This window comes from Streptomyces sp. P9-A4 (assembly GCF_036634195.1).
In the GTDB taxonomy this organism is placed as follows: Bacteria; Actinomycetota; Actinomycetes; order Streptomycetales; family Streptomycetaceae; genus Streptomyces.
In genome coordinates this window covers 3,611,763-3,628,649 of record NZ_JAZIFY010000001.1, presented here as the reverse complement: position 1 = coordinate 3,628,649, position 16,887 = coordinate 3,611,763, and the positions used below count along the sequence as shown (strand labels likewise).

Annotated in this window: 15 protein-coding genes; 7 read left to right on the top strand and 8 right to left on the bottom strand. The window is 72.8% G+C overall.

Translation table 11 applies throughout. The features are described 5' to 3' along the window. Window positions 1-20 precede the first annotated feature (20 nt). Window positions 21-848: a maleylpyruvate isomerase family mycothiol-dependent enzyme gene (locus tag V4Y03_RS16245; protein ID WP_332435382.1), complete on the bottom strand. Its 828-nt coding sequence runs from the start codon at window positions 846-848 to the stop codon at window positions 21-23. A 155-nt stretch (window positions 849-1,003) separates the two neighbouring features. Between V4Y03_RS16245 and V4Y03_RS16240 the strand changes: the two genes are divergently transcribed. Together V4Y03_RS16240 and V4Y03_RS16235 are read left to right on the top strand one after the other, a co-directional pair. Then, window positions 1,004-1,810, top strand: a complete 807-nt coding sequence (locus V4Y03_RS16240) for a carbon-nitrogen family hydrolase (RefSeq protein WP_317878153.1) — start codon at window positions 1,004-1,006, stop codon at window positions 1,808-1,810. A 274-nt stretch (window positions 1,811-2,084) separates the two neighbouring features. After that, a complete protein-coding gene (locus tag V4Y03_RS16235; protein WP_332435381.1) occupies window positions 2,085-2,375 on the top strand; it encodes a hypothetical protein in 291 nt (96 codons plus the stop codon). Window positions 2,376-2,418: 43 nt separating this feature from the next. Here V4Y03_RS16235 and yczR read toward each other — a convergent pair whose 3' ends face one another. After that, window positions 2,419-3,990: an aminotransferase-like domain-containing protein gene (yczR, locus tag V4Y03_RS16230; RefSeq protein WP_332435380.1), complete on the bottom strand. Its 1,572-nt coding sequence runs from the start codon at window positions 3,988-3,990 to the stop codon at window positions 2,419-2,421. A gap of 63 nt (window positions 3,991-4,053) precedes the next feature. On the opposite strand from yczR, the gene V4Y03_RS16225 reads away from it, so the two are divergent. Beyond that, window positions 4,054-5,325: a trans-sulfuration enzyme family protein gene (locus V4Y03_RS16225; RefSeq protein ID WP_332435379.1), complete on the top strand. Its 1,272-nt coding sequence runs from the start codon at window positions 4,054-4,056 to the stop codon at window positions 5,323-5,325. Window positions 5,326-5,398: 73 nt separating this feature from the next. Here the strand turns inward: V4Y03_RS16225 and V4Y03_RS16220 are convergent, their stop codons facing one another. From V4Y03_RS16220 to V4Y03_RS16210, 3 genes are read right to left on the bottom strand one after another with little or no spacing between them, the layout of a single operon-like run. Beyond that, window positions 5,399-5,893, bottom strand: a complete 495-nt coding sequence (locus V4Y03_RS16220) for an LURP-one-related/scramblase family protein (protein WP_317878746.1) — start codon at window positions 5,891-5,893, stop codon at window positions 5,399-5,401. A gap of 30 nt (window positions 5,894-5,923) precedes the next feature. Then, on the bottom strand, window positions 5,924-6,673 hold the full coding sequence (locus tag V4Y03_RS16215) for a bestrophin-like domain (protein WP_317878747.1): 750 nt from the start codon (window positions 6,671-6,673) through the stop codon (window positions 5,924-5,926). Between the two features lie 2 nt (window positions 6,674-6,675). After that, entirely contained in the window at window positions 6,676-8,244 is a 1,569-nt protein-coding gene (locus V4Y03_RS16210; RefSeq protein ID WP_332435378.1) for a hypothetical protein, read from the bottom strand. A 142-nt stretch (window positions 8,245-8,386) separates the two neighbouring features. Here V4Y03_RS16210 and V4Y03_RS16205 point away from each other — a divergent pair, with 142 nt between their 5' ends. Together V4Y03_RS16205 and V4Y03_RS16200 are read left to right on the top strand one after the other, a co-directional pair. Beyond that, window positions 8,387-10,189, top strand: coding sequence for an NHL domain-containing thioredoxin family protein (locus tag V4Y03_RS16205; RefSeq protein ID WP_332435377.1), 1,803 nt, complete (start codon window positions 8,387-8,389; stop codon window positions 10,187-10,189). 185 nt (window positions 10,190-10,374) lie between these two features. After that, window positions 10,375-11,232 carry a CPBP family intramembrane glutamic endopeptidase gene (locus V4Y03_RS16200; RefSeq protein ID WP_332435376.1) on the top strand — a complete coding sequence of 286 codons (858 nt, stop codon included), beginning with the start codon at window positions 10,375-10,377 and terminating at the stop codon, window positions 11,230-11,232. A gap of 24 nt (window positions 11,233-11,256) precedes the next feature. Here V4Y03_RS16200 and V4Y03_RS16195 read toward each other — a convergent pair whose 3' ends face one another. The 3 genes from V4Y03_RS16195 to V4Y03_RS16185 all read right to left on the bottom strand — a co-directional run bounded on the left by V4Y03_RS16195 (window position 11,257) and on the right by V4Y03_RS16185 (window position 15,020). After that, window positions 11,257-11,601, bottom strand: a complete 345-nt coding sequence (locus V4Y03_RS16195) for a hypothetical protein (protein ID WP_317876281.1) — start codon at window positions 11,599-11,601, stop codon at window positions 11,257-11,259. Window positions 11,602-11,665: 64 nt separating this feature from the next. Further along, window positions 11,666-12,973 (bottom strand): M18 family aminopeptidase, encoded by a 1,308-nt coding sequence (locus V4Y03_RS16190; RefSeq protein WP_317876282.1) that lies wholly within the window; start codon window positions 12,971-12,973, stop codon window positions 11,666-11,668. Window positions 12,974-13,190: 217 nt separating this feature from the next. Next, window positions 13,191-15,020, bottom strand: coding sequence for an acyl-CoA dehydrogenase (locus tag V4Y03_RS16185; protein WP_332435375.1), 1,830 nt, complete (start codon window positions 15,018-15,020; stop codon window positions 13,191-13,193). Window positions 15,021-15,163: 143 nt separating this feature from the next. On the opposite strand from V4Y03_RS16185, the gene V4Y03_RS16180 reads away from it, so the two are divergent. Both V4Y03_RS16180 and V4Y03_RS16175 read left to right on the top strand, forming a co-directional pair. After that, the gene (locus tag V4Y03_RS16180; RefSeq protein WP_332435374.1) at window positions 15,164-15,694 is read left to right on the top strand and encodes an SseB family protein; all 531 of its coding nucleotides are present in this window, start codon (window positions 15,164-15,166) and stop codon (window positions 15,692-15,694) included. Window positions 15,695-15,828: 134 nt separating this feature from the next. After that, window positions 15,829-16,791: a pirin family protein gene (locus V4Y03_RS16175; RefSeq protein WP_056565434.1), complete on the top strand. Its 963-nt coding sequence runs from the start codon at window positions 15,829-15,831 to the stop codon at window positions 16,789-16,791. The last annotated feature ends 96 nt before the right edge of the window (window positions 16,792-16,887 follow it).

Below are 16,887 nucleotides of genomic sequence, written 5' to 3'. Positions count from 1 at the left end.
AGGTCGGGACTACGGGAGCACTACCGGGGCGTCACCGCGAAGTTGTCGAGGATGGCCTGCGCCAGCTCCTCGTCACCCTCCGTCTTGACCCGGTCGGCCACCTCGGCCGGCCGGACCCGGCCGCAGGCGAGCCGTACGAACGTCTCCCAGTCCGTCGCGAGCGTCACCGCGGGGCCGAGCGAGGGCGCGCCGTCGATCGAACCCCGGCCCTCCGCGTCGACCCGAACGGTCCGCAGGAACTCCACCGGGCCGCTCACGTCGATCACCACCGCCGAGGGCGCGGGCGCCCCGGCGTCCTTGGCGACCACCTTCGGCATCGCCTCCAGCAGCACGTCCCGCGTGACGTGCGCACCCGCCGAGTCCAGGTTGCCCGGCCTGCCGAGCGCGACCCGCAGGTCCTGCTCGTGCACCCACACGTCGAAGGCGCGCATCCGGTACGCCAGTTCCAGGGACTGCTCGGCGCCCAGGGGAGCGCGGATCAGGCGCTCGGGGGAGCGGTTCTCGTTGCGCAGCTGCCGGGCCCGGCGGATCAGGATGTACTCCAGCTCCGAGGTCATCTCCGGCGCGGTGTGGTGCCGCCGCACATCGACCTGGACCTCCATGTAGCGCGCGAAGTCACTGCGTACGTGGTACAGGTCGCGGGGCAGGGAGTGGATCGGCCGCGGGTCGCCGAGTATCTCGGTCTCCATGCCGATGACATGGGACACGATGTCCCGCACCGACCAGCCGGGGCACGGGGTCGGCCGGTTCCACTCGCCCTCCACGAGCGGCTGCACCAGCTCGGCTATCGCCTCGATGGAATGGGTCCAGGCGTCGGCGTAGTTCTGGAGGCTGGGATGGACGGTCACGGGACCCCTCGGCGGTTCTTCGGTGCGCGGGCTGAAAACACGACTGGGTGGGAGGCTCGGACGCTAAGTTACGCTGCCCGAAGGCACCCCGGCAGTGCTTTCGTGTGACGATCGTAGGCCGGTGTTGACGGCTCGAATGCCAGGACGGTGGTAGTGTGCGCGCCTCGCTGATCCAGATCGCGGTAGACCCGGACGAACCGGTCGACGCTCGTCGTGCCCGCGTGGGCCGCCTCGTAAGGGCGGAATCCGGCCACGCCGACCTTGTCGTCCTGCCCGAACTGTGGACCGTCGGAGCCTTCGCCTCCGACCTCTTCGCCGCCGAGTCCGAGCCGCTGAACGGCCCGACGCACCGGGCGATGGCGGACGCCGCCCGCGACGCCGGGGTCTGGCTGCACGCCGGCTCCTTCGTCGAGGCGGAGGGCGGCGCCCTCTACAACACCTCGCTCGTCCTCTCCCCCGACGGCGAACTCGCCGCCTCCTACCGCAAGATCCACCGCTTCGGCTTCGACAAGGGCGAGGCGGTGATGATGGCCGCCGGGGAGGACCTCGTCACCGTCGACCTGCCGCACCTCACCGTCGGCGTCGGCACCTGCTACGACCTGCGCTTCCCCGAACTCTTCCGCGGCCTCGTCGACGCCGGCGCGCAGGCCTTCGTCGTCCCGGCAGGCTGGCCCGCCCTCCGCCGCGCCCACTGGAGCCTGCTCGCCCGCGCCCGCGCGGTCGAGAACCAGGCGTACGTCCTCGCCTGCGGTACGGCGGGCACGCACGCGGGGGTGGAGCAGGCCGGCCACTCGATCGTCGTCGACCCCTGGGGGGAGACCCTCGCCGAGGCGGGCCCCGACGAGGAGATCCTGCGGGCCGTCCTCGACCCGGCGAAGGTCACGACGACCCGCGAACAGTTCCCGGCCCTGAAGGACCGGGTGCTCGGCATCGCGACGCCGCCGGCCGGTCGCCGGGGCTGAGGCCGGTCGGGGGCACGGTGGCCGGGGCTGAGGCCGGTCCGGGGCACGGTGGCCGGGGCTGAGGGCCGCCCGCCCGCCGACCCGCACGGCCAGCTGCCGCTTCCTGCCGCGCCCCGACGCGCGGACGGTGACCGTGAGGCCGGGGTCCTCCTCGTCGGGCTCGCGGGTCAGGACGTACGCCCGCTTGTCGAGCGCCGAGAGCCGGTAGCGGTCGCCCGCGTACCGCAGTGCGAGGGCGCGCTGCGCCGCCGCGGCGCCCCAGCGGTTCCGCGTCATGTACACCATGCGGTCGCCGACCCGGAGCGTGGACCGGTTCAGGGTCGGCAGCCGGATGCCGTCGGTGTGGATGCCCCGGGCCTCGAAGGCGGCGACGGGTATCAGCCCGCCGCGCGCCTCCGAGACGACGGTCTCCGGCGCGGTACGGGGCAGCGGGCAGGTCAGCGTGATCTCGCCGAACTCCCGCGAGACGCCCCGCCACCCGGCCCGGCGCGCGTGCCGGTCGCCCTCCTGCCACGGCTGGAGGACGAAGGGGGAGACGGCGGTGTGCATGGTCGCTCCTTCTTGAGGGAGGGCCGAGGGCCCTGAATCGGTCGGGGAGGGACCGGAGGTCAGAGGGTGACCGCGCGCAGGGAGGCCCGGACGGGCCCGTACGGGATCCCCGACCCCGGCTCGTACGGGATCCCCGACCCGGGCCCGTACGGGATCCCCGGCCCGCACGCATCGCCCGCCCCGCGCCCGTACTCCTCCCACGCCGCCGCCAGTCTCCGTACCGCCTCCGACAACTGCTCCGGGGGCAGCAGGAAGTGCAGCCGCAGATGGCGGACGCTGCCGCCGAGGGCGTCGGTCGTCACGCCCGGCAGGACCGCCACCCCGTGGCGCAGGGCGAGCTGCGCGAACGAGACGCCGTCGCCGTGCGGGAGGCGTACCCAGAGCGTCTGGCCGCCGGTCGCCGGGGCGCAGGACCAGGACGGGAGCAGCCGGGCCAGCTCGCCGCGCAGATGCGCGTGGCCCGCGCGGATGGAGTCCAGGCGGGCGGCGAGGACCGGCGCGAAGTCGTCGAGGAGCCGGGCCGCCGCGAGCTGGGACGGCACGTCGCAGCCCAGGTCGTGCAGGGCCTTCAGCCGGGCGAGCCGGGCGATCAGCGGCGCGGGGCCGCGCACCCAGCCGATCCGGAGGCCGCCCCACACGACCTTGGAGAGCGAGCCGACCGAGACGACCTCGCCGTACGAGGAGAGGGAACGGTCCTCCGGGCGCGGGGCGAACGCCAGGTCGCCCAGTACCTCGTCGTCCACCAGCGGCACCCCGAGCGCGTTCGCCGCCTCCACGAGCCGCCGCCCGGCGAGCGGCGGCAGGACCGTGCCCGTCGGGTTCTGGAAGCGGGCCACCACATAGGCCAGGGCGGGACGGTGGTGTTCCATCACACGGATCGCCTCCGCCACGTCCAGTCCGTCGGGCCCGACCGCCACCGGCAGGGGCACGGCGGCGGCCTCCCGGACCAGGTCGAGCGCCCCCGGATACGTCGGCGCTTCGATGAGCACCCCGTCGCCGGGCGCGAGCAGCAGCCGGGTGAGCAGCGAAAGCCCCTGCTGGGCGCCGGTCGTGACCAGGATCTGGCCGGGCTCGGTCGGCACCCCGCGCGCCGAGTAGCGGGCCGCGACGGCCGTCCGCAGCGCCCCGAGTCCGGCCGGGTGGTAGCCGAGGTCGCCTTCGGGCAGGACCAGCGAGCGGTACGCCTCCGCCAGCTCGGGCGGCGGCCCGGTGGGAGCGGCGCAGCTCAGCAGCAGCACGTCGTCCGGCGCCTCCAGGAGGTGCAGGAACAGCGGGTTCGAGGTCTCGGCCACCCGGGGCGGCGCCCCCGGGCCCGTCCGCGTCTCCTCCTCGGGCTCGGGCGCCAGCGCCGCCCGCGTCACCCGGGTCCCGCTGCCCTGCCGCCGTACCAGCCGTCCCTCCTGCCGCAGTACGTCGTACGCGGCGACCACCGTCGTCCGGCCCACGGCCAGGGCCCGCGCCAGCCGCCGGTCCGGCGGCAGCGGCGTGCCCGGCGGCAGCGCGCCCTCGTCGATCAGCCGGCGCAGCCGGGCCGCGAGCAGCAGGTACAGCGGCCCGCGCCCGGCCGACCAGCGGCCGAGCCGGGCGACCAGGTCGTCGGCCGGGTGGGGAAGGTGTCCGATTGGCTCCATCGCCGAACCAATCTGCCGGGATTGGACCTGGGAAGGCAAACCGCCGGTCCACAGACTGGGCCCATGAGCCCTGCCGACTCCGCACCGTCCGCCGAACCCGCCGCCTCCGCCGCCCCTCCCGTGGGAGGCGCCTCGCCCCTGGGAGGCTCGGGCTGCCCCCGTCCCGAGACCCTCGCCGTCCACCCGCCGCACGTCGAGATCACCGGCAGCAGGCCCCTCGGCGTCCCCCTCCACCAGGGGCACGTCTTCGCCTTCGACTCGGCCGACGCGCTCGCCGCCGCCTTCACCGCCACCGACGCGTTCATGTACAGCCGTCACGGCAACCCCACCGTCCGCACCCTTGAGGACGCCGTCGCCCGCCTCGAAGGCGGCGCCGCCGGCCTCTCCTTCGCCTCCGGCATGGGCGCGGTGAACGCCGTCCTCCTCGGTCTGCTCGGCTCCGGCGATCACGTCATCGCCCAGACCTGCCTGTACGGCGGTACGTACGCGGTCCTCACCGACCTCGCCACCCGCTGGGGCGTCGACGTCACCTACGTCTCCGGCACCGACCCGGAGGAGGTGCGGGCGGCCCTGCGCCCGGAGACCCGGCTCCTCTACCTGGAGACCGTCGCCAATCCCACCACCCGGGTCTCCGACCTGCCCGCGCTCGCCGCCGTCGCCGCCGAGGCGGGGGTGCCCGTCGCCGTCGACAACACCTTCGCCTCGCCGCTCCTCTGCCGCCCGATCGACCACGGCGCCGACATCGTCGTGCACTCGGCGACGAAGTACCTGTCCGGGCACGCGGACGTCCTCGGCGGCGTCGTCGTCTTCAAGGACGCCGAGCTGTACCACCGGGTCCGCCACCACTCCGTCGAACAGGGCGCGTCCACCGACCCGTTCGCCGCCTGGCTGACCCTGCGCGGGATGCAGACCCTGTCGCTGCGGATGGAACGCCAGTGCGCGAGCGCCGCCGACCTCGCGGCCCGGCTGTCCGCGCACCCGGCGGTCGCCGCCGTCCGCCACCCGGCCCTGGCGAGCCACCCGGACCGGGCCGTCGCGGAGCGGCTGCTGCCCGCCGGGGGCGGCGGGGTGATCTCGGTGGATCTCGCGGGCGGCCGGGAGGCGGGCCGTACCTTCGTCGAGGCGGTACGGCTCGCGTCCCTCAGCGTCTCCCTCGGCGATGTGAAGACCCTGGTGATGCACCCGGCCTCCACCTCGCACCACCAGCTCGACGCGGCGGCCCTGGCGGCGGCGGGGATCGGTCCCGGCACGGTCAGGATCTCGGTGGGCATCGAGCACGTGGAGGACCTGTGGGAGGACCTGGAACAGGCGCTGGGCAAGGCCGGCACCCTCTAGCCCTCCTGCCCCCTCCACCCCCTCTCCCTCTCCCTCCCCCCTCTCCCTCCAGCCCTCCCCCCCCGCGCTTCCGCTAGTCGTCCCCGCGCTCCCGCTCGGCCATCCGGATCACGCACACCGCCACCGCGATCTGGAGCGCCGCGTCGGCGTCCTCGCGGACCACGTTCACCGCGTAGGTCTCGCGGACGTGGAACCACCGCCGGGAGATGTGGGCCAGGAGTTCGCCCTCGTACTCGACGGTGAACTCCCGGTCCAGGATCCGGCCGCTGACGTCCAGTTCGGTGCCCTCGACGAGGGCCACCCGGTAGTGGTTGCGGAGCAGCGAGAGCCGTTTGCGGCGGACGGTCGCGAGCGGGCGCTCGTCCCGCTCGATCGTCATGGCGTCCCGCAGGCTGAACATCTTCTGCCGCAGGGTCACGAGGACGTGCCCGTCGGGGTCCTTCAGCTCCAGGGTGTCGCGCAGCCGCAGCGCCTTGCCGTCGACGAGGAAGGCGTGGCGGCCCTGCTCGTCCTCGATCCAGTAGTCGTCGCCGATCGCGAAGATCTTGTCCCGTACGAGATATTTCATGGCGCTATGCCTGCCCCGTGGGGGACGGGTTCACCCGAAGTAGCGGACGAACGCGTCCGGGGTCGCCCCGAGCGTCTCGCCGAAGGGCGAGTCGAGCTGATGGATCAGCAGCACCGTGAAGGCGATGAAGCCGGCCAGGCCCATCACCATCACCACATGGGTGGTGCTCCGGCTGATCCCGAAGAGGAACATGAAGGCGAGGGTGAGCGTGCCGCCGATGAGAAGTCCCGCCCACAGCACGGGGGAGAGACGTTCCTGCGCTGCCGCCTCCCGGCCCCGGCGGGCGTCGTCGACGTAGCCGAGCTGGGCCAGTACCTCCTGGGCGGCGATCTGCTCGGGGACGTTCGCGGAGTCCGACACCTCGCCGGCCTTCCGCAGCTGTTCGAGCAGCCGCCAGCCGGAGGCGTCGAGCGGTTCGCGCGCCTCCATCACGGGCCATTCGACGTCGACGACATGATCGGCGTACGTCCGGGCCGCGTCGCGCAGCGGCTGCCGGCGGTCGGCGGGGAGTGCGTCCGCGAGCAGATACGTCTGGTGCAGGGCGCCGGCCTCGGCCTGGACGTTGTCGGCGGCGGCGGACCGGGTGTCCCAGACGGACACCAGGCACAGGCCGAGCACGATCGCGTAGAGCACCGAGACCATCATGGCGATGTACTCGGCGACGTCCTCGCGCGGTTCCTCGTCCTCGCCGACCGGGAAGAGCCTGGTCTTGGCGACGACGGCGAGGGCGGCGACGAGCGCGACGCCGAGGACGACGACGAGCGTTTCGAGCAGGGCCACGGTCAGCTTCTCCGATTGCCGAGGAGGGCGGCGGCGACGGCCGCCGGGATCAGGATCAGCAGCAGCATCGAGACGACTCCGAGCTCGTCCGCCTCCCGGCTCCGGCGCCGAAGCCGTCCGAGGAACCCTTCGTGGTCGAGGGCGGCGGCACGGCGTGTGGCGACGGCGGCCTCGTCGCGGGGTACGGGTACGGGTACGGCGTCGGGGTCGGTCGGTACGGAGCCCGGGGGTACGCCCTCCGGGGCGGGGACCACGGCGGCCGCGTCACCGGCACCGGCGCCGACCCCGTCAGCGCCCCCGTCAGCGTCCCCGTCACCGGGCGCGGCTCCGGGCGGGTTGACCAGTCCGAGTCCGACTCCGGACCCGGGTCCGAGTCCGAGTCCGGCCCCGGCCCCGGCCCCGAGTCCGGCCCCAGCCCCAGCCCCAGCCCCGGCGGCCCCCGGAACGGGCACCCCGCCCCCGGCCAAGGGCCCCCCGGGAGCGCCGGGCGCCCCACCGTTCCCCCCTACGGGATTCCCCAGGGAATCCCGGCCGGGACCCCGTACGGGACCTAGGGGACCCAGGGGACCTACGGGATTCCGTACGGGACCTACGGGATTCCGTACGGGACCTACGGGACTGCCCACGGGAATCCGTACGGGCTCCCGCCCGGCGGCCGACGGCTTGCCCGCTTCCGGTCGCGCGGCCCCCCGCGCCGCCGGACCCGGCACCGTGAAGACGGCGGAGGACCGGGCGACGAGCGACGGCGCGGGGACCCGGCCGCCCCCCGGCCCGTAGGTGGTCACCCGGTCGCTCCCGGAGGCGAGGCCGGTGCTCCGGTGGGTGCCGGGGGGCCGCCGTACGGTGGCCGTGCAGCGGGCCGAGGCGCCCGGGGCGAGCAGGGGCACGGTCCCGGGCCGCCCCGCGCAGTCCACGGCGCCCGCGCGCCGACCGGGTGCGGTGTCCCCGATCCCGACGGCGCGCCGACCGGGCCCGGTGCCCCCGACCTGGACGGCGGGCAGACCCAGCGCGGTGTCGCTGACCCGGACGGCGTGCAGGGGCCGGTTGCCGTCGTTGGCCACGGTGTACGTGATGGTGGCCGTGCCAAGGCCGGGGGGCCCGACCGCGATCCGTTCGGTGAGGCGGAGGGCGCCGCCGACGCCGGTGTACCCGGCGCGGGCGGTGGCCGTCAGCACCCGGCGCAGCGAGGGGACGGAGCCTTCCGCCCGTACCGTGCCCCGATGCGTCCCGGACACGGCGCTGAAGCGGGCGACGCACTCCAGCTCACCGAGCGCGGGGAGCTGGCGGGCGGGGCAGCGCACGGCCCCGGAGGGGACCTCGGGGTCGGCGATCCGCACCCCGTAGAGGTCGGCCTCGCTTCGGTTCACGAGCCGGTACCGCTTCACGACCGGCCCGCCGACCCGCAGGTCCGGCGGCCGGATGCCGCTGTGGTCCCGGCCGTTCACGCTGACGCTCACGGTCAGGGCGCCGTCCCCGACGCCACCGGCCCGGGCGGGGGACCCGGGCAGCACGGCTCCGGGCACCACCACCCCGGTCAGCGCGAGCACCACCACCAGAAGCCCGCCCCTCACCCGACGGTGGCAATAGTCCGATGATCTGCCCACACACGTCATAAGCCCCATGCCACCGCCCGCCCGGAAGCACCCCCCGACCGGGACACGCCCCCACCCCCCACCCGGCCCTCACTTTCCACCCGTACGGCACCCTTGAACCATGAACGACTCCGCGCCCACCGCCGCGCCCCGCCGTGCCCGTGTCCGCGCCCCCGAGCTGATCGGCAAGGGCGGCTGGCTCAACACGGGCGGAGACGACCTCACCCTCGCCGACCTGCGGGGAAAGATCGTTCTGCTGGATTTTTGGACCTTCTGCTGTGTGAACTGCCTGCACGTCCTCGACGAGCTGCGTGAGCTGGAGGAGAAGCATCGGGACACCCTCGTGATCGTCGGGGTGCACTCGCCGAAGTTCGTGCATGAGGCCGAGCATCAGGCCGTCGTCGATGCCGTCGAGCGGTACGAGGTGCACCACCCCGTACTGGACGACCCCGAGCTGGCCACCTGGAAGCAGTACGCCGTACGGGCCTGGCCGACGCTCGTCGTCATCGACCCCGAGGGGTATGTCGTCGCCCAGCACGCCGGCGAGGGCCACGCCAACGCGATCCGCACCCTCGTCGAGGAGCTGGAGGCCGAGCACGGCGCCAAGGGCACGCTGCGGCGCGGTGACGGCCCCTACGTGGCCCCCGAGCCCGTCGCCACCGACCTCCGCTTCCCCGGCAAGGCGATCCTGCTGCCCTCCGGGAACCTCCTGGTCTCCGACACCACCCGGCACCAGCTCGTCGAGCTGGCGGCCGACGGCGAGACCGTCGTCCGCCGCATCGGCGAGGGCGTCTTCCGGGAGCCCCAGGGTCTCGTACGGCTGCCCGACGGCAGGGTCGTCGTCGCCGACACCGTGAACCACGCCCTGCGCGCGTACGACCCGGAGACCGGCGCGATCGAGCGGATCGCCGGCACCGGCAAGCAGTGGTGGCAGGGCTCCCCGACCTCCGGGCCCGCCCTGGACGTCGACCTGTCCTCGCCGTGGGACGTGGCCTGGTGGCAGGGCAAGGTGTGGATCGCCATGGCCGGCGTCCACCAGCTGTGGACGTACGACCCGGCCACCGGGACCGTCGAGGTCGCGGCCGGCACCACCAACGAGGGGCTCGTCGACGGCCCCGCCGCCGAGGCCTGGTTCGCGCAGCCCTCCGGGCTCGCCGCCACCGAGGACCGCCTCTGGGTCGCCGACTCCGAGACCAGCTCCCTGCGCTGGGTCGAGCGGGAGGCCGACGGTTACGCCGTCCGCACCGCCGTCGGCACCGGCCTCTTCGACTTCGGGCACCGCGACGGCCCGGCCGGGCAGGCCCTGCTCCAGCACCCGCTGGGCGTCACCGCCCTGCCCGACGGCTCGGTCGCCGTCAGCGACACGTACAACCACGCCCTGCGCCGCTACGACCCCGCGAGCGGCGAGGTCACCACCCTCGCCACCGACCTGCGCGAGCCCAGCGACGCGGTCCTCGTCGACGGGGACATCGTGGTCGTCGAGTCCGCCCGGCACCGGCTCACCCGGCTGCGGCTCCCGGAGGAGGCCGTCCAGGTCGAGGCGGTCGCCCATCGCACCCGCCGCGAGGCCACCGAGGTCGCCCCCGGCCTGCTCCGGCTCGACGTGGTCTTCCGGGCCCCCACGGGCCAGAAGCTCGACGAGCGGTACGGCCCCTCGACCCGCCTCCTGGTCTCCTCGACCCCGCCGGAACTGCTGCTCGGCGGCGAGGGCACGGGCACGGACCTCTTCCGTGACCTGACCCTCGACCCGGAGCTGACCGAAGGCGTCCTGCACGTCTCCGCGATGGCGGCCTCCTGCGACGACGACCCCGCCAACGAGTACCCGGCCTGCCACGTCCACCAGCAGGACTGGGGCGTCCCGGTGAAGATCACGGCGGACGGCACGGCCCGCCTCCCGCTGATCCTGGCGGGCATGGACGGCTGAGCGGCGGGGAGAGGCGGGGAGAGGCGGGAGCCCCGCCCACAGGCAGTTCATGTCCGTTTCATGAGGGTCGTAGGGATTAACTATCTTTTTCGATTCTTATGGGAACATGTGACCGCCCTGTGGGCGGGTGCCCCATCCGTGCCGGCGGGCGCTGTCGTCGCCCGCCGTGCCGAAGGAGCCGCCCCGTGTCCGCAGACCTCTCCCCCGCCCGGCGGCGACTGGCCTGGCCGTGGTTCCTCGGCGTGGTCGTCGTCTACCTGGCGATCCTCCAGGGCCTCGGCGCGCTCATCGGCGTCGATACGGGCTCGAAGGGCCAGTTCGCGACCACCGAGGCGATCCTCCGCAACGGGCTGATCCCGATCGGCCTCTCGGTCCTCTTCGGCGCGGCGGTGGTCACCTGGCTCGGCTGGTGGGGCGATGTCATGCGCTACCGCGTACCGGTTCGGCGCTGGGTGCGCTTCGTGCCGATCGCGATGCTGGTCGCCGCCGTCCTCGGAGCGAACTACCGCAACCTGGCCGACCAGCCCCTCTCCCTCGTACCGAGCCTGATCGCGATGACCCTGCTGGTCGGCGTCGGCGAGGAGCTGATGTTCCGGGGCATCGGCGTGCAGGTCTTCAAGCAGGCCGGTTTCACCGAGGGCAAGGTCGCCCTGTGGTCCTCGCTGATCTTCGGCCTGGCGCACGTCAGCAACGCCTTCGGCGAGGGCTCGCAGGCGATCGTCCAGGCCGTGGTCGTCTCCACCTCCGGCTACTTCTTCTATCTGTGCCTGCGCGTCGGCGGAACGCTCCTGCTGCCCATGCTCGTCCACGGCCTGTGGGACTTCGGCCTGATCTCCAACTCGGCCGGCGTCGACCCCGAGGCGTCCCCGGGCATGGTGCTGCCGATCCTTCTCCAGGTCGCCCTGATCGTCCTCGTGATCGTCAAGCGCCGCTCGATCAGCCCCGCGACCGGCCCCGACACCGAAAACAACGCCGACAGCAACACCGGCTGCGACGACGAACCCCGGACCCCGGCCACCCGGCCGACCCCCGGCCGCCACTGACGCCCGCGGGATCCGGCGCCCGGCCTAACGCACGACCCCCTGGTTCCTGGACGGCCGCCCCGCAGCCGCGTCCAGGCATCCGGCCACCCAGGCCGCCGGGTCGTGGACGGCCCGGTCGCCGCCCATCCCCTGCCGTTCCATGCTCGCGCACTCCCCGTCGAGCAGCGCCCTCGTGCGCGAGCCGTCCACGTCGTAGCCGCGGATGCGGGAGGCCTGGACGAAGCCGCCCTCGTAGGCGATGTCCGTGCCCCACGGCGGCCGTTCGTTGTACTCGCCGATCAGAACGGCCGCCGCCGCCGTGGCGAGCACGACGGCGGCGGCGGTACCGGCGGCGAACTTCCCCCGTGAGGGGCCCTCATGACGATGCATGGGGGCGACGCTGCCAGGCGGGGCCTTTCGCGGATGTTTCGCGGTCCGCGGGCCCCTGGTGGGGTCAGCCCTCCAGGAACGCGACCAGCGCGTTGGCGAGGAGGTACGGGTCCTCCGCGCCGCACAGCTCGCGGGCGCTGTGCATGGAGAGGATCGCGACGCCGATGTCGACGGTCTTGATGCCGTGGCGGGCGGCGGTGATCGGGCCGATCGTCGTGCCGCAGGGCATGTCGTTGTTGGAGACGAAGGACTGCCAGGGCACGCCCGCCTTCTCGCACGCGGCGGCGAAGACCGCACGGCCGCTGCCGTCGGTGGCGTACCGCTGGTTGACGTTCACCTTGAGGATCGGGCCGCCGTTGACGCGCGGGTGGTGCGTCGGGTCGTGGCGCTCCGCGTAGTTCGGGTGGACGGCGTGGCCGGTGTCCGAGGACAGGCAGACGGTGCCGGCGAAGGCGCGGGCCCGGTCCTCGTAGGAGCCGCCGCGCGCGTACACGGAACGCTCGAGGACGTTCCCGAGCAGCGGGCCCTGGGCGCCGGTGTCGGCCTCGGAGCCGTTCTCCTCGTGGTCGAAGGCGGCGAGGACCGGGATGTACGTGAGGTCCTCGCGGCCCGCGAGGGAGGCGAGCGCGGCGACGGAGGCGTGCACGGAGATCAGGTTGTCCATGCGCGGTCCGGCGAGGAGTTCGCGGTCGCGGCCCAGGTAGGCGGGGGCCTCCACGGCGTGGACCATCAGGTCCCAGCCGCTCACGTCCTCGGCGTCCACGCCGGCCTCGGCGGCGACGAAGGAGATCAGGTCGCCCTCGTGGACCTCGCCGATGCCCCAGACGGGCTGCATGTGCCGCTGGCGGTCGAGCTTGAGGCCGTCGTTGACGCCCCGGTCGAGGTGGATGGCGAGCTGCGGGACGCGCAGCAGCGGCCGGTCGACGTTGACGAGGCGGTGGCTGCCGTCGCGGAGCGTGAGGCGGCCGGCGAGGCCGAGGTCGCGGTCGAGCCAGGTGTTGAGGAGGGTGCCGCCGTAGACCTCCACGGCGACCTGCCGCCAGCCCTGCGAGCCGAGGTCGGGCTGCGGCTTCACGCGCAGGTTGGGGGAGTCGGTGTGGGCGCCGACGACGCGGTACGGCGTGTGGGCGGAGGCGCCCTCCGGCACGTACCAGGCGATGATCGCGCCGCCGCGGATCACGTACTTGCCGCCGCTGGTCCCGTCCCAGGACGCGGTCTCCTCCACCTGTCGGAAGCCCGCCTTCTCCAGCCGCTCGGCGGCCGTCGCGACCGCGTGGTACGGCGAGGGCGAGGCCGTCAGGAAGGCCATCAGGTCGTCGGTGTGTCCGCGGTCGAAGGGGCCGGCGGTGGGACGGGAAGCTGCGCTGCTCATGGGTTCACCTTACGCAGAGCCGGGAGAAGGGATCCGGGGCCCCGGGGATGGACGAGGGGATGGGGCAGGGGGAGGGTCAGGGGGAGGGACGCATCGGGATCGCCCGGGGCCCGGCACCAGCGCCCCGGAGGCGAACCTGCGAACCGAGCCCTCGAAGAAAACGGAACGGCCCGCCCCCTCCCCGGGGACGGGCCGTGCCTCAGGACGAAGCGCGTTCTCAGAACGCGGCCTCGTCCAGGTCCATCAGCGAGCCGTCGACCGCCTCGGCGAGCGTGCGCTCGGCGGTGACGCCCGGCAGGACGTTGGCGGCGAAGAACTTCGCGGCCGCGATCTTGCCCTGGTAGAAGGCGACGTCCTTGCCGGTCGCGCCGGCGGCCAGCTTCTCCGCGGCGACGGCCGCGCCGCGGATCAGCAGGTAGCCGACGACGACGTCGCCGGAGGCGAGCAGCAGGCGGGTGGTGTTGAGGCCCACCTTGTAGATGTTCTTGACGTCCTCGCCGGTCGCGGTGAGGTCGGTCAGCATGACGCCGACGATGCCCTCCAGGTCGACCGCGGCCTTGGCGAGCGCGTCGCGGGCGCCGGCCAGGTCCTCGCCGCCGGTGCCGACCGCGAGGAACTTCTTGATCTCCTCGGCGAGCGCGTTCAGGGACGCGCCCTGGTCGCGGACGATCTTGCGGAAGAAGAAGTCCTGGCCCTGGATGGCCGTGGTGCCCTCGTAGAGGGTGTCGATCTTGGCGTCCCGGATGTACTGCTCGATCGGGTACTCCTGGAGGAACCCGGAGCCGCCGAAGGTCTGGAGCGACTGCGCGAGCTGCTCGTAGCCCTTCTCGGAGCCGTAGCCCTTGACGATCGGGAGCAGCAGGTCGTTCAGGCCGTGCAGCGCCTTGGCGTCCTCGCCGGCCGCTTCCTTGACCGCGATCTCGTCCTGCACGGAGGCCGTGTAGAGGACGAGGGTGCGCATGCCCTCGGCGTACGCCTTCTGCGTCATCAGCGAGCGGCGGACGTCGGGGTGGTGGGTGATGGTGACCTTGGGCGCGGCCTTGTCCATGAAGTTGGCCAGGTCGGTGCCCTGGACGCGCTCCTTGGCGTACTCCAGGGCGTTGAGGTAGCCCGTGGAGAGGGTGGAGATCGCCTTCGTGCCGACCATCATGCGGGCGAACTCGATGATGAGGAACATCTGGCGGATGCCGTCGTGCTTGTCGCCGATCAGCCAGCCCTTGGCGGGGTGCTGGTCGCCGAAGGTCATCTCGCACGTGTTGGAGGCCTTGAGGCCCATCTTGTGCTCGACGTTGGTGGCGTAGACGCCGTTGCGCTCGCCCAGCTCGCCGGTCTCCCAGTCGAACTCGTACTTCGGGACGAGGAAGAGGGAGAGGCCCTTGGTGCCGGGGCCGGCACCCTCGGGGCGGGCGAGGACGTAGTGGAGGATGTTCTCCTCCATGTCGTGCTCACCGGACGTGATGAAGCGCTTCACGCCCTCGATGTGCCAGGAGCCGTCCTCCTGCTGGGTGGCCTTGGTGCGGCCGGCGCCGACGTCCGAGCCGGCGTCGGGCTCGGTCAGGACCATCGTGGAGCCCCAGCGGCGCTCGACGGCGATCTGCGCGACCTTCTTCTGCGCGTCGTTGCCCTCGTTGTAGAGGATGCCGGCGAAGGCCGGGCCGGAGGAGTACATCCAGATGGCCGGGTTCGCGCCGAGGAGCAGCTCCGCGTATGCCCAGATCAGGGAGCGCGGGGAGACGGTGCCGCCGATCTCCTCGGGGATGCCGAGGCGCCAGTACTCGGACTCCATGAAGGCGTTGTACGACTTCTTGAAGGTGGCCGGGACCGGGGCGGTGTTGGTCTCCGGGTCGAAGACCGGCGGGTTGCGGTCGGCGTCGGCGAAGGACTCCGCGAGCTCGTTCTCGGCGAGACGGCGGATCTCGTCGAGGATGCTCTTGGCGGTCTCGACGTCCATCTCCTCGAACGGCCCGGAGCCGTACACCTTGTCGCGGCCGAGGACCTCGAAGAGGTTGAACTCGATGTCGCGGAGATTCGACTTGTAGTGCCCCATGGCGACGGCTCCGTAAGGCTCGGGGAGGCAGGTTCCTCGTACACGTACCAGCAAGTAGCAAAGCGTTCTCTCCGATGATGCTACCCACCGGTAATAAGAGCAACCCCTCTCGGGCCATCTGTGACGCAGTAGGCTCATGGCCCATGTACGGCTACGAGCAGAATCCGGGTGCCCAGCAGCAGTACGCACCGCCCCAGCAGGGCGGGATGCCGGGCGGTATGCAGGCTGGAATGCCCGGTGGGATGCCCGGTGCCGGCATGCAGGACGGCATGCAGGGCGGTTACGGGCAGCAGCCCCCGCTCTACCCGGAGCCCTCGCCGCCCTCCCTCGCCGACGCCGTGCGCGCCTTCACCACCGGCACGCTCGCGCCCGAGGACTTCCAGCAGATCTTCGCGACCTCCAAGGTCTACTGCCCGCGCGGCGACAACCCCGGCTTCCTGGCGCTGCACAACACCCAGCAGCCGGTCATCCCGATGTTCACCTCGCTCAAGGAGCTGCGGCGGTACGCGGGCAAGGAGTCGAAGTACTTCGTCATCACCGGCGCCGAGGTGATCGACCTGCTGCCCACCGGCTACGGCTTCGTGCTCGACATGGAGGGCGACCACCGGATGGTCTTCGACGCGAAGGCCGTGGAGCAGATGGTCGATTTCGCGATGCGGCGGATGTACGGCTGACGCAGCCTGGAGACAGGGAGAACGCCCGGGAGGAATTCCTCCCGGGCGTTCCGCGTTCTGGGTGGCAAGAAGTTCACCGTTCAACTAAAGTGGACGCCACGAGGTCGCATCAGACCGCACTAGGAGGTCCCGTCATGCCCGCCGTGACTGTCGAGAACCCGCTCACCCTGCCGCGCGTCGCGGCTCCCGCCGACGCCGTCCCGCGTCCCGTGCTCGCCGTCACCACGGCACCCTCGGGGTTCGAGGGCGAGGGCTTCCCGGTGCGCCGCGCGTTCGCCGGGATCAACTACCAGTACCTCGACCCGTTCATCATGATGGACCAGATGGGTGAGGTGGAGTACGCGCCGGGCGAGCCCAAGGGCACCCCCTGGCACCCCCACCGCGGCTTCGAGACCGTCACCTACATCATCGACGGCGTCTTCGACCACCAGGACTCCAACGGCGGCGGCGGCACCATCACCAACGGCGACACCCAGTGGATGACCGCCGGCGCCGGCCTCCTCCACATCGAGGCCCCGCCGGAGTCCCTCGTCGTCAGCGGCGGCCTCTTCCACGGCCTCCAGCTGTGGGTGAACCTGCCCGCCGCCGACAAGATGATGGCCCCCCGCTACCAGGACATCCGCGGCGGCCAGGTCCAGCTGCTCACCTCCCCCGACGGCGGCGCGCTGCTCCGCGTCATCGCCGGAGAGCTGGACGGGCACGAGGGCCCCGGCATCACCCACACCCCGATCACGATGCTCCACGCGACCCTGCGGCCGGGCGCCGAGATCACCCTGCCGTGGCGCGAGGACTTCAACGGCCTCGCGTACGTGCTCGCCGGGCGCGGCAGCGTCGGCGTCGAGCGGCGACCGGTCCACACGGGCCAGACCGCCGTCTTCGGCAAGGGCGGCTCCCTCACCATCCGCGCCGACGAGAAGCAGGACGGGAACACCCCCGACCTGGAGATCGCCCTTCTCGGCGGACAGCCGATCCGCGAGCCGATGGCCCACTACGGCCCGTTCGTCATGAACACCCAGGCCGAACTCCGCCAGGCCTTCGAGGACTTCCAGGCGGGCCGGCTGGGGACGATCCCGGCGGTGCACGGGATGGGCGAGTAGGGGAGACCGTACGGGTCCCAATAAGGGGCACGGGTACGGGTCCCAGTACGGGTACGGGTACGGGGCGGGGCGTGAGCTCTGCCCCGTACCCGCGTG

Bases quoted from the DNA above. Each gene is read 5' to 3' on its own strand.
- V4Y03_RS16220 (WP_317878746.1), bottom strand. From the start codon at position 5,893: ATGAAATATCTCGTACGGGACAAGATCTTCGCGATCGGCGACGACTAC.
- V4Y03_RS16225 (WP_332435379.1), top strand. From the start codon at position 4,054: ATGAGCCCTGCCGACTCCGCACCGTCCGCCGAACCCGCCGCCTCCGCC.
- V4Y03_RS16175 (WP_056565434.1), top strand. From the start codon at position 15,829: ATGCCCGCCGTGACTGTCGAGAACCCGCTCACCCTGCCGCGCGTCGCG.
- V4Y03_RS16185 (WP_332435375.1), bottom strand. From the start codon at position 15,020: ATGGGGCACTACAAGTCGAATCTCCGCGACATCGAGTTCAACCTCTTC.
- V4Y03_RS16190 (WP_317876282.1), bottom strand. From the start codon at position 12,973: ATGAGCAGCGCAGCTTCCCGTCCCACCGCCGGCCCCTTCGACCGCGGA.
- V4Y03_RS16180 (WP_332435374.1), top strand. From the start codon at position 15,164: ATGTACGGCTACGAGCAGAATCCGGGTGCCCAGCAGCAGTACGCACCG.
- V4Y03_RS16205 (WP_332435377.1), top strand. From the start codon at position 8,387: ATGAACGACTCCGCGCCCACCGCCGCGCCCCGCCGTGCCCGTGTCCGC.
- V4Y03_RS16235 (WP_332435381.1), top strand. From the start codon at position 2,085: ATGTACACCATGCGGTCGCCGACCCGGAGCGTGGACCGGTTCAGGGTC.
- yczR (WP_332435380.1), bottom strand. From the start codon at position 3,990: ATGGAGCCAATCGGACACCTTCCCCACCCGGCCGACGACCTGGTCGCC.
- V4Y03_RS16195 (WP_317876281.1), bottom strand. From the start codon at position 11,601: ATGCATCGTCATGAGGGCCCCTCACGGGGGAAGTTCGCCGCCGGTACC.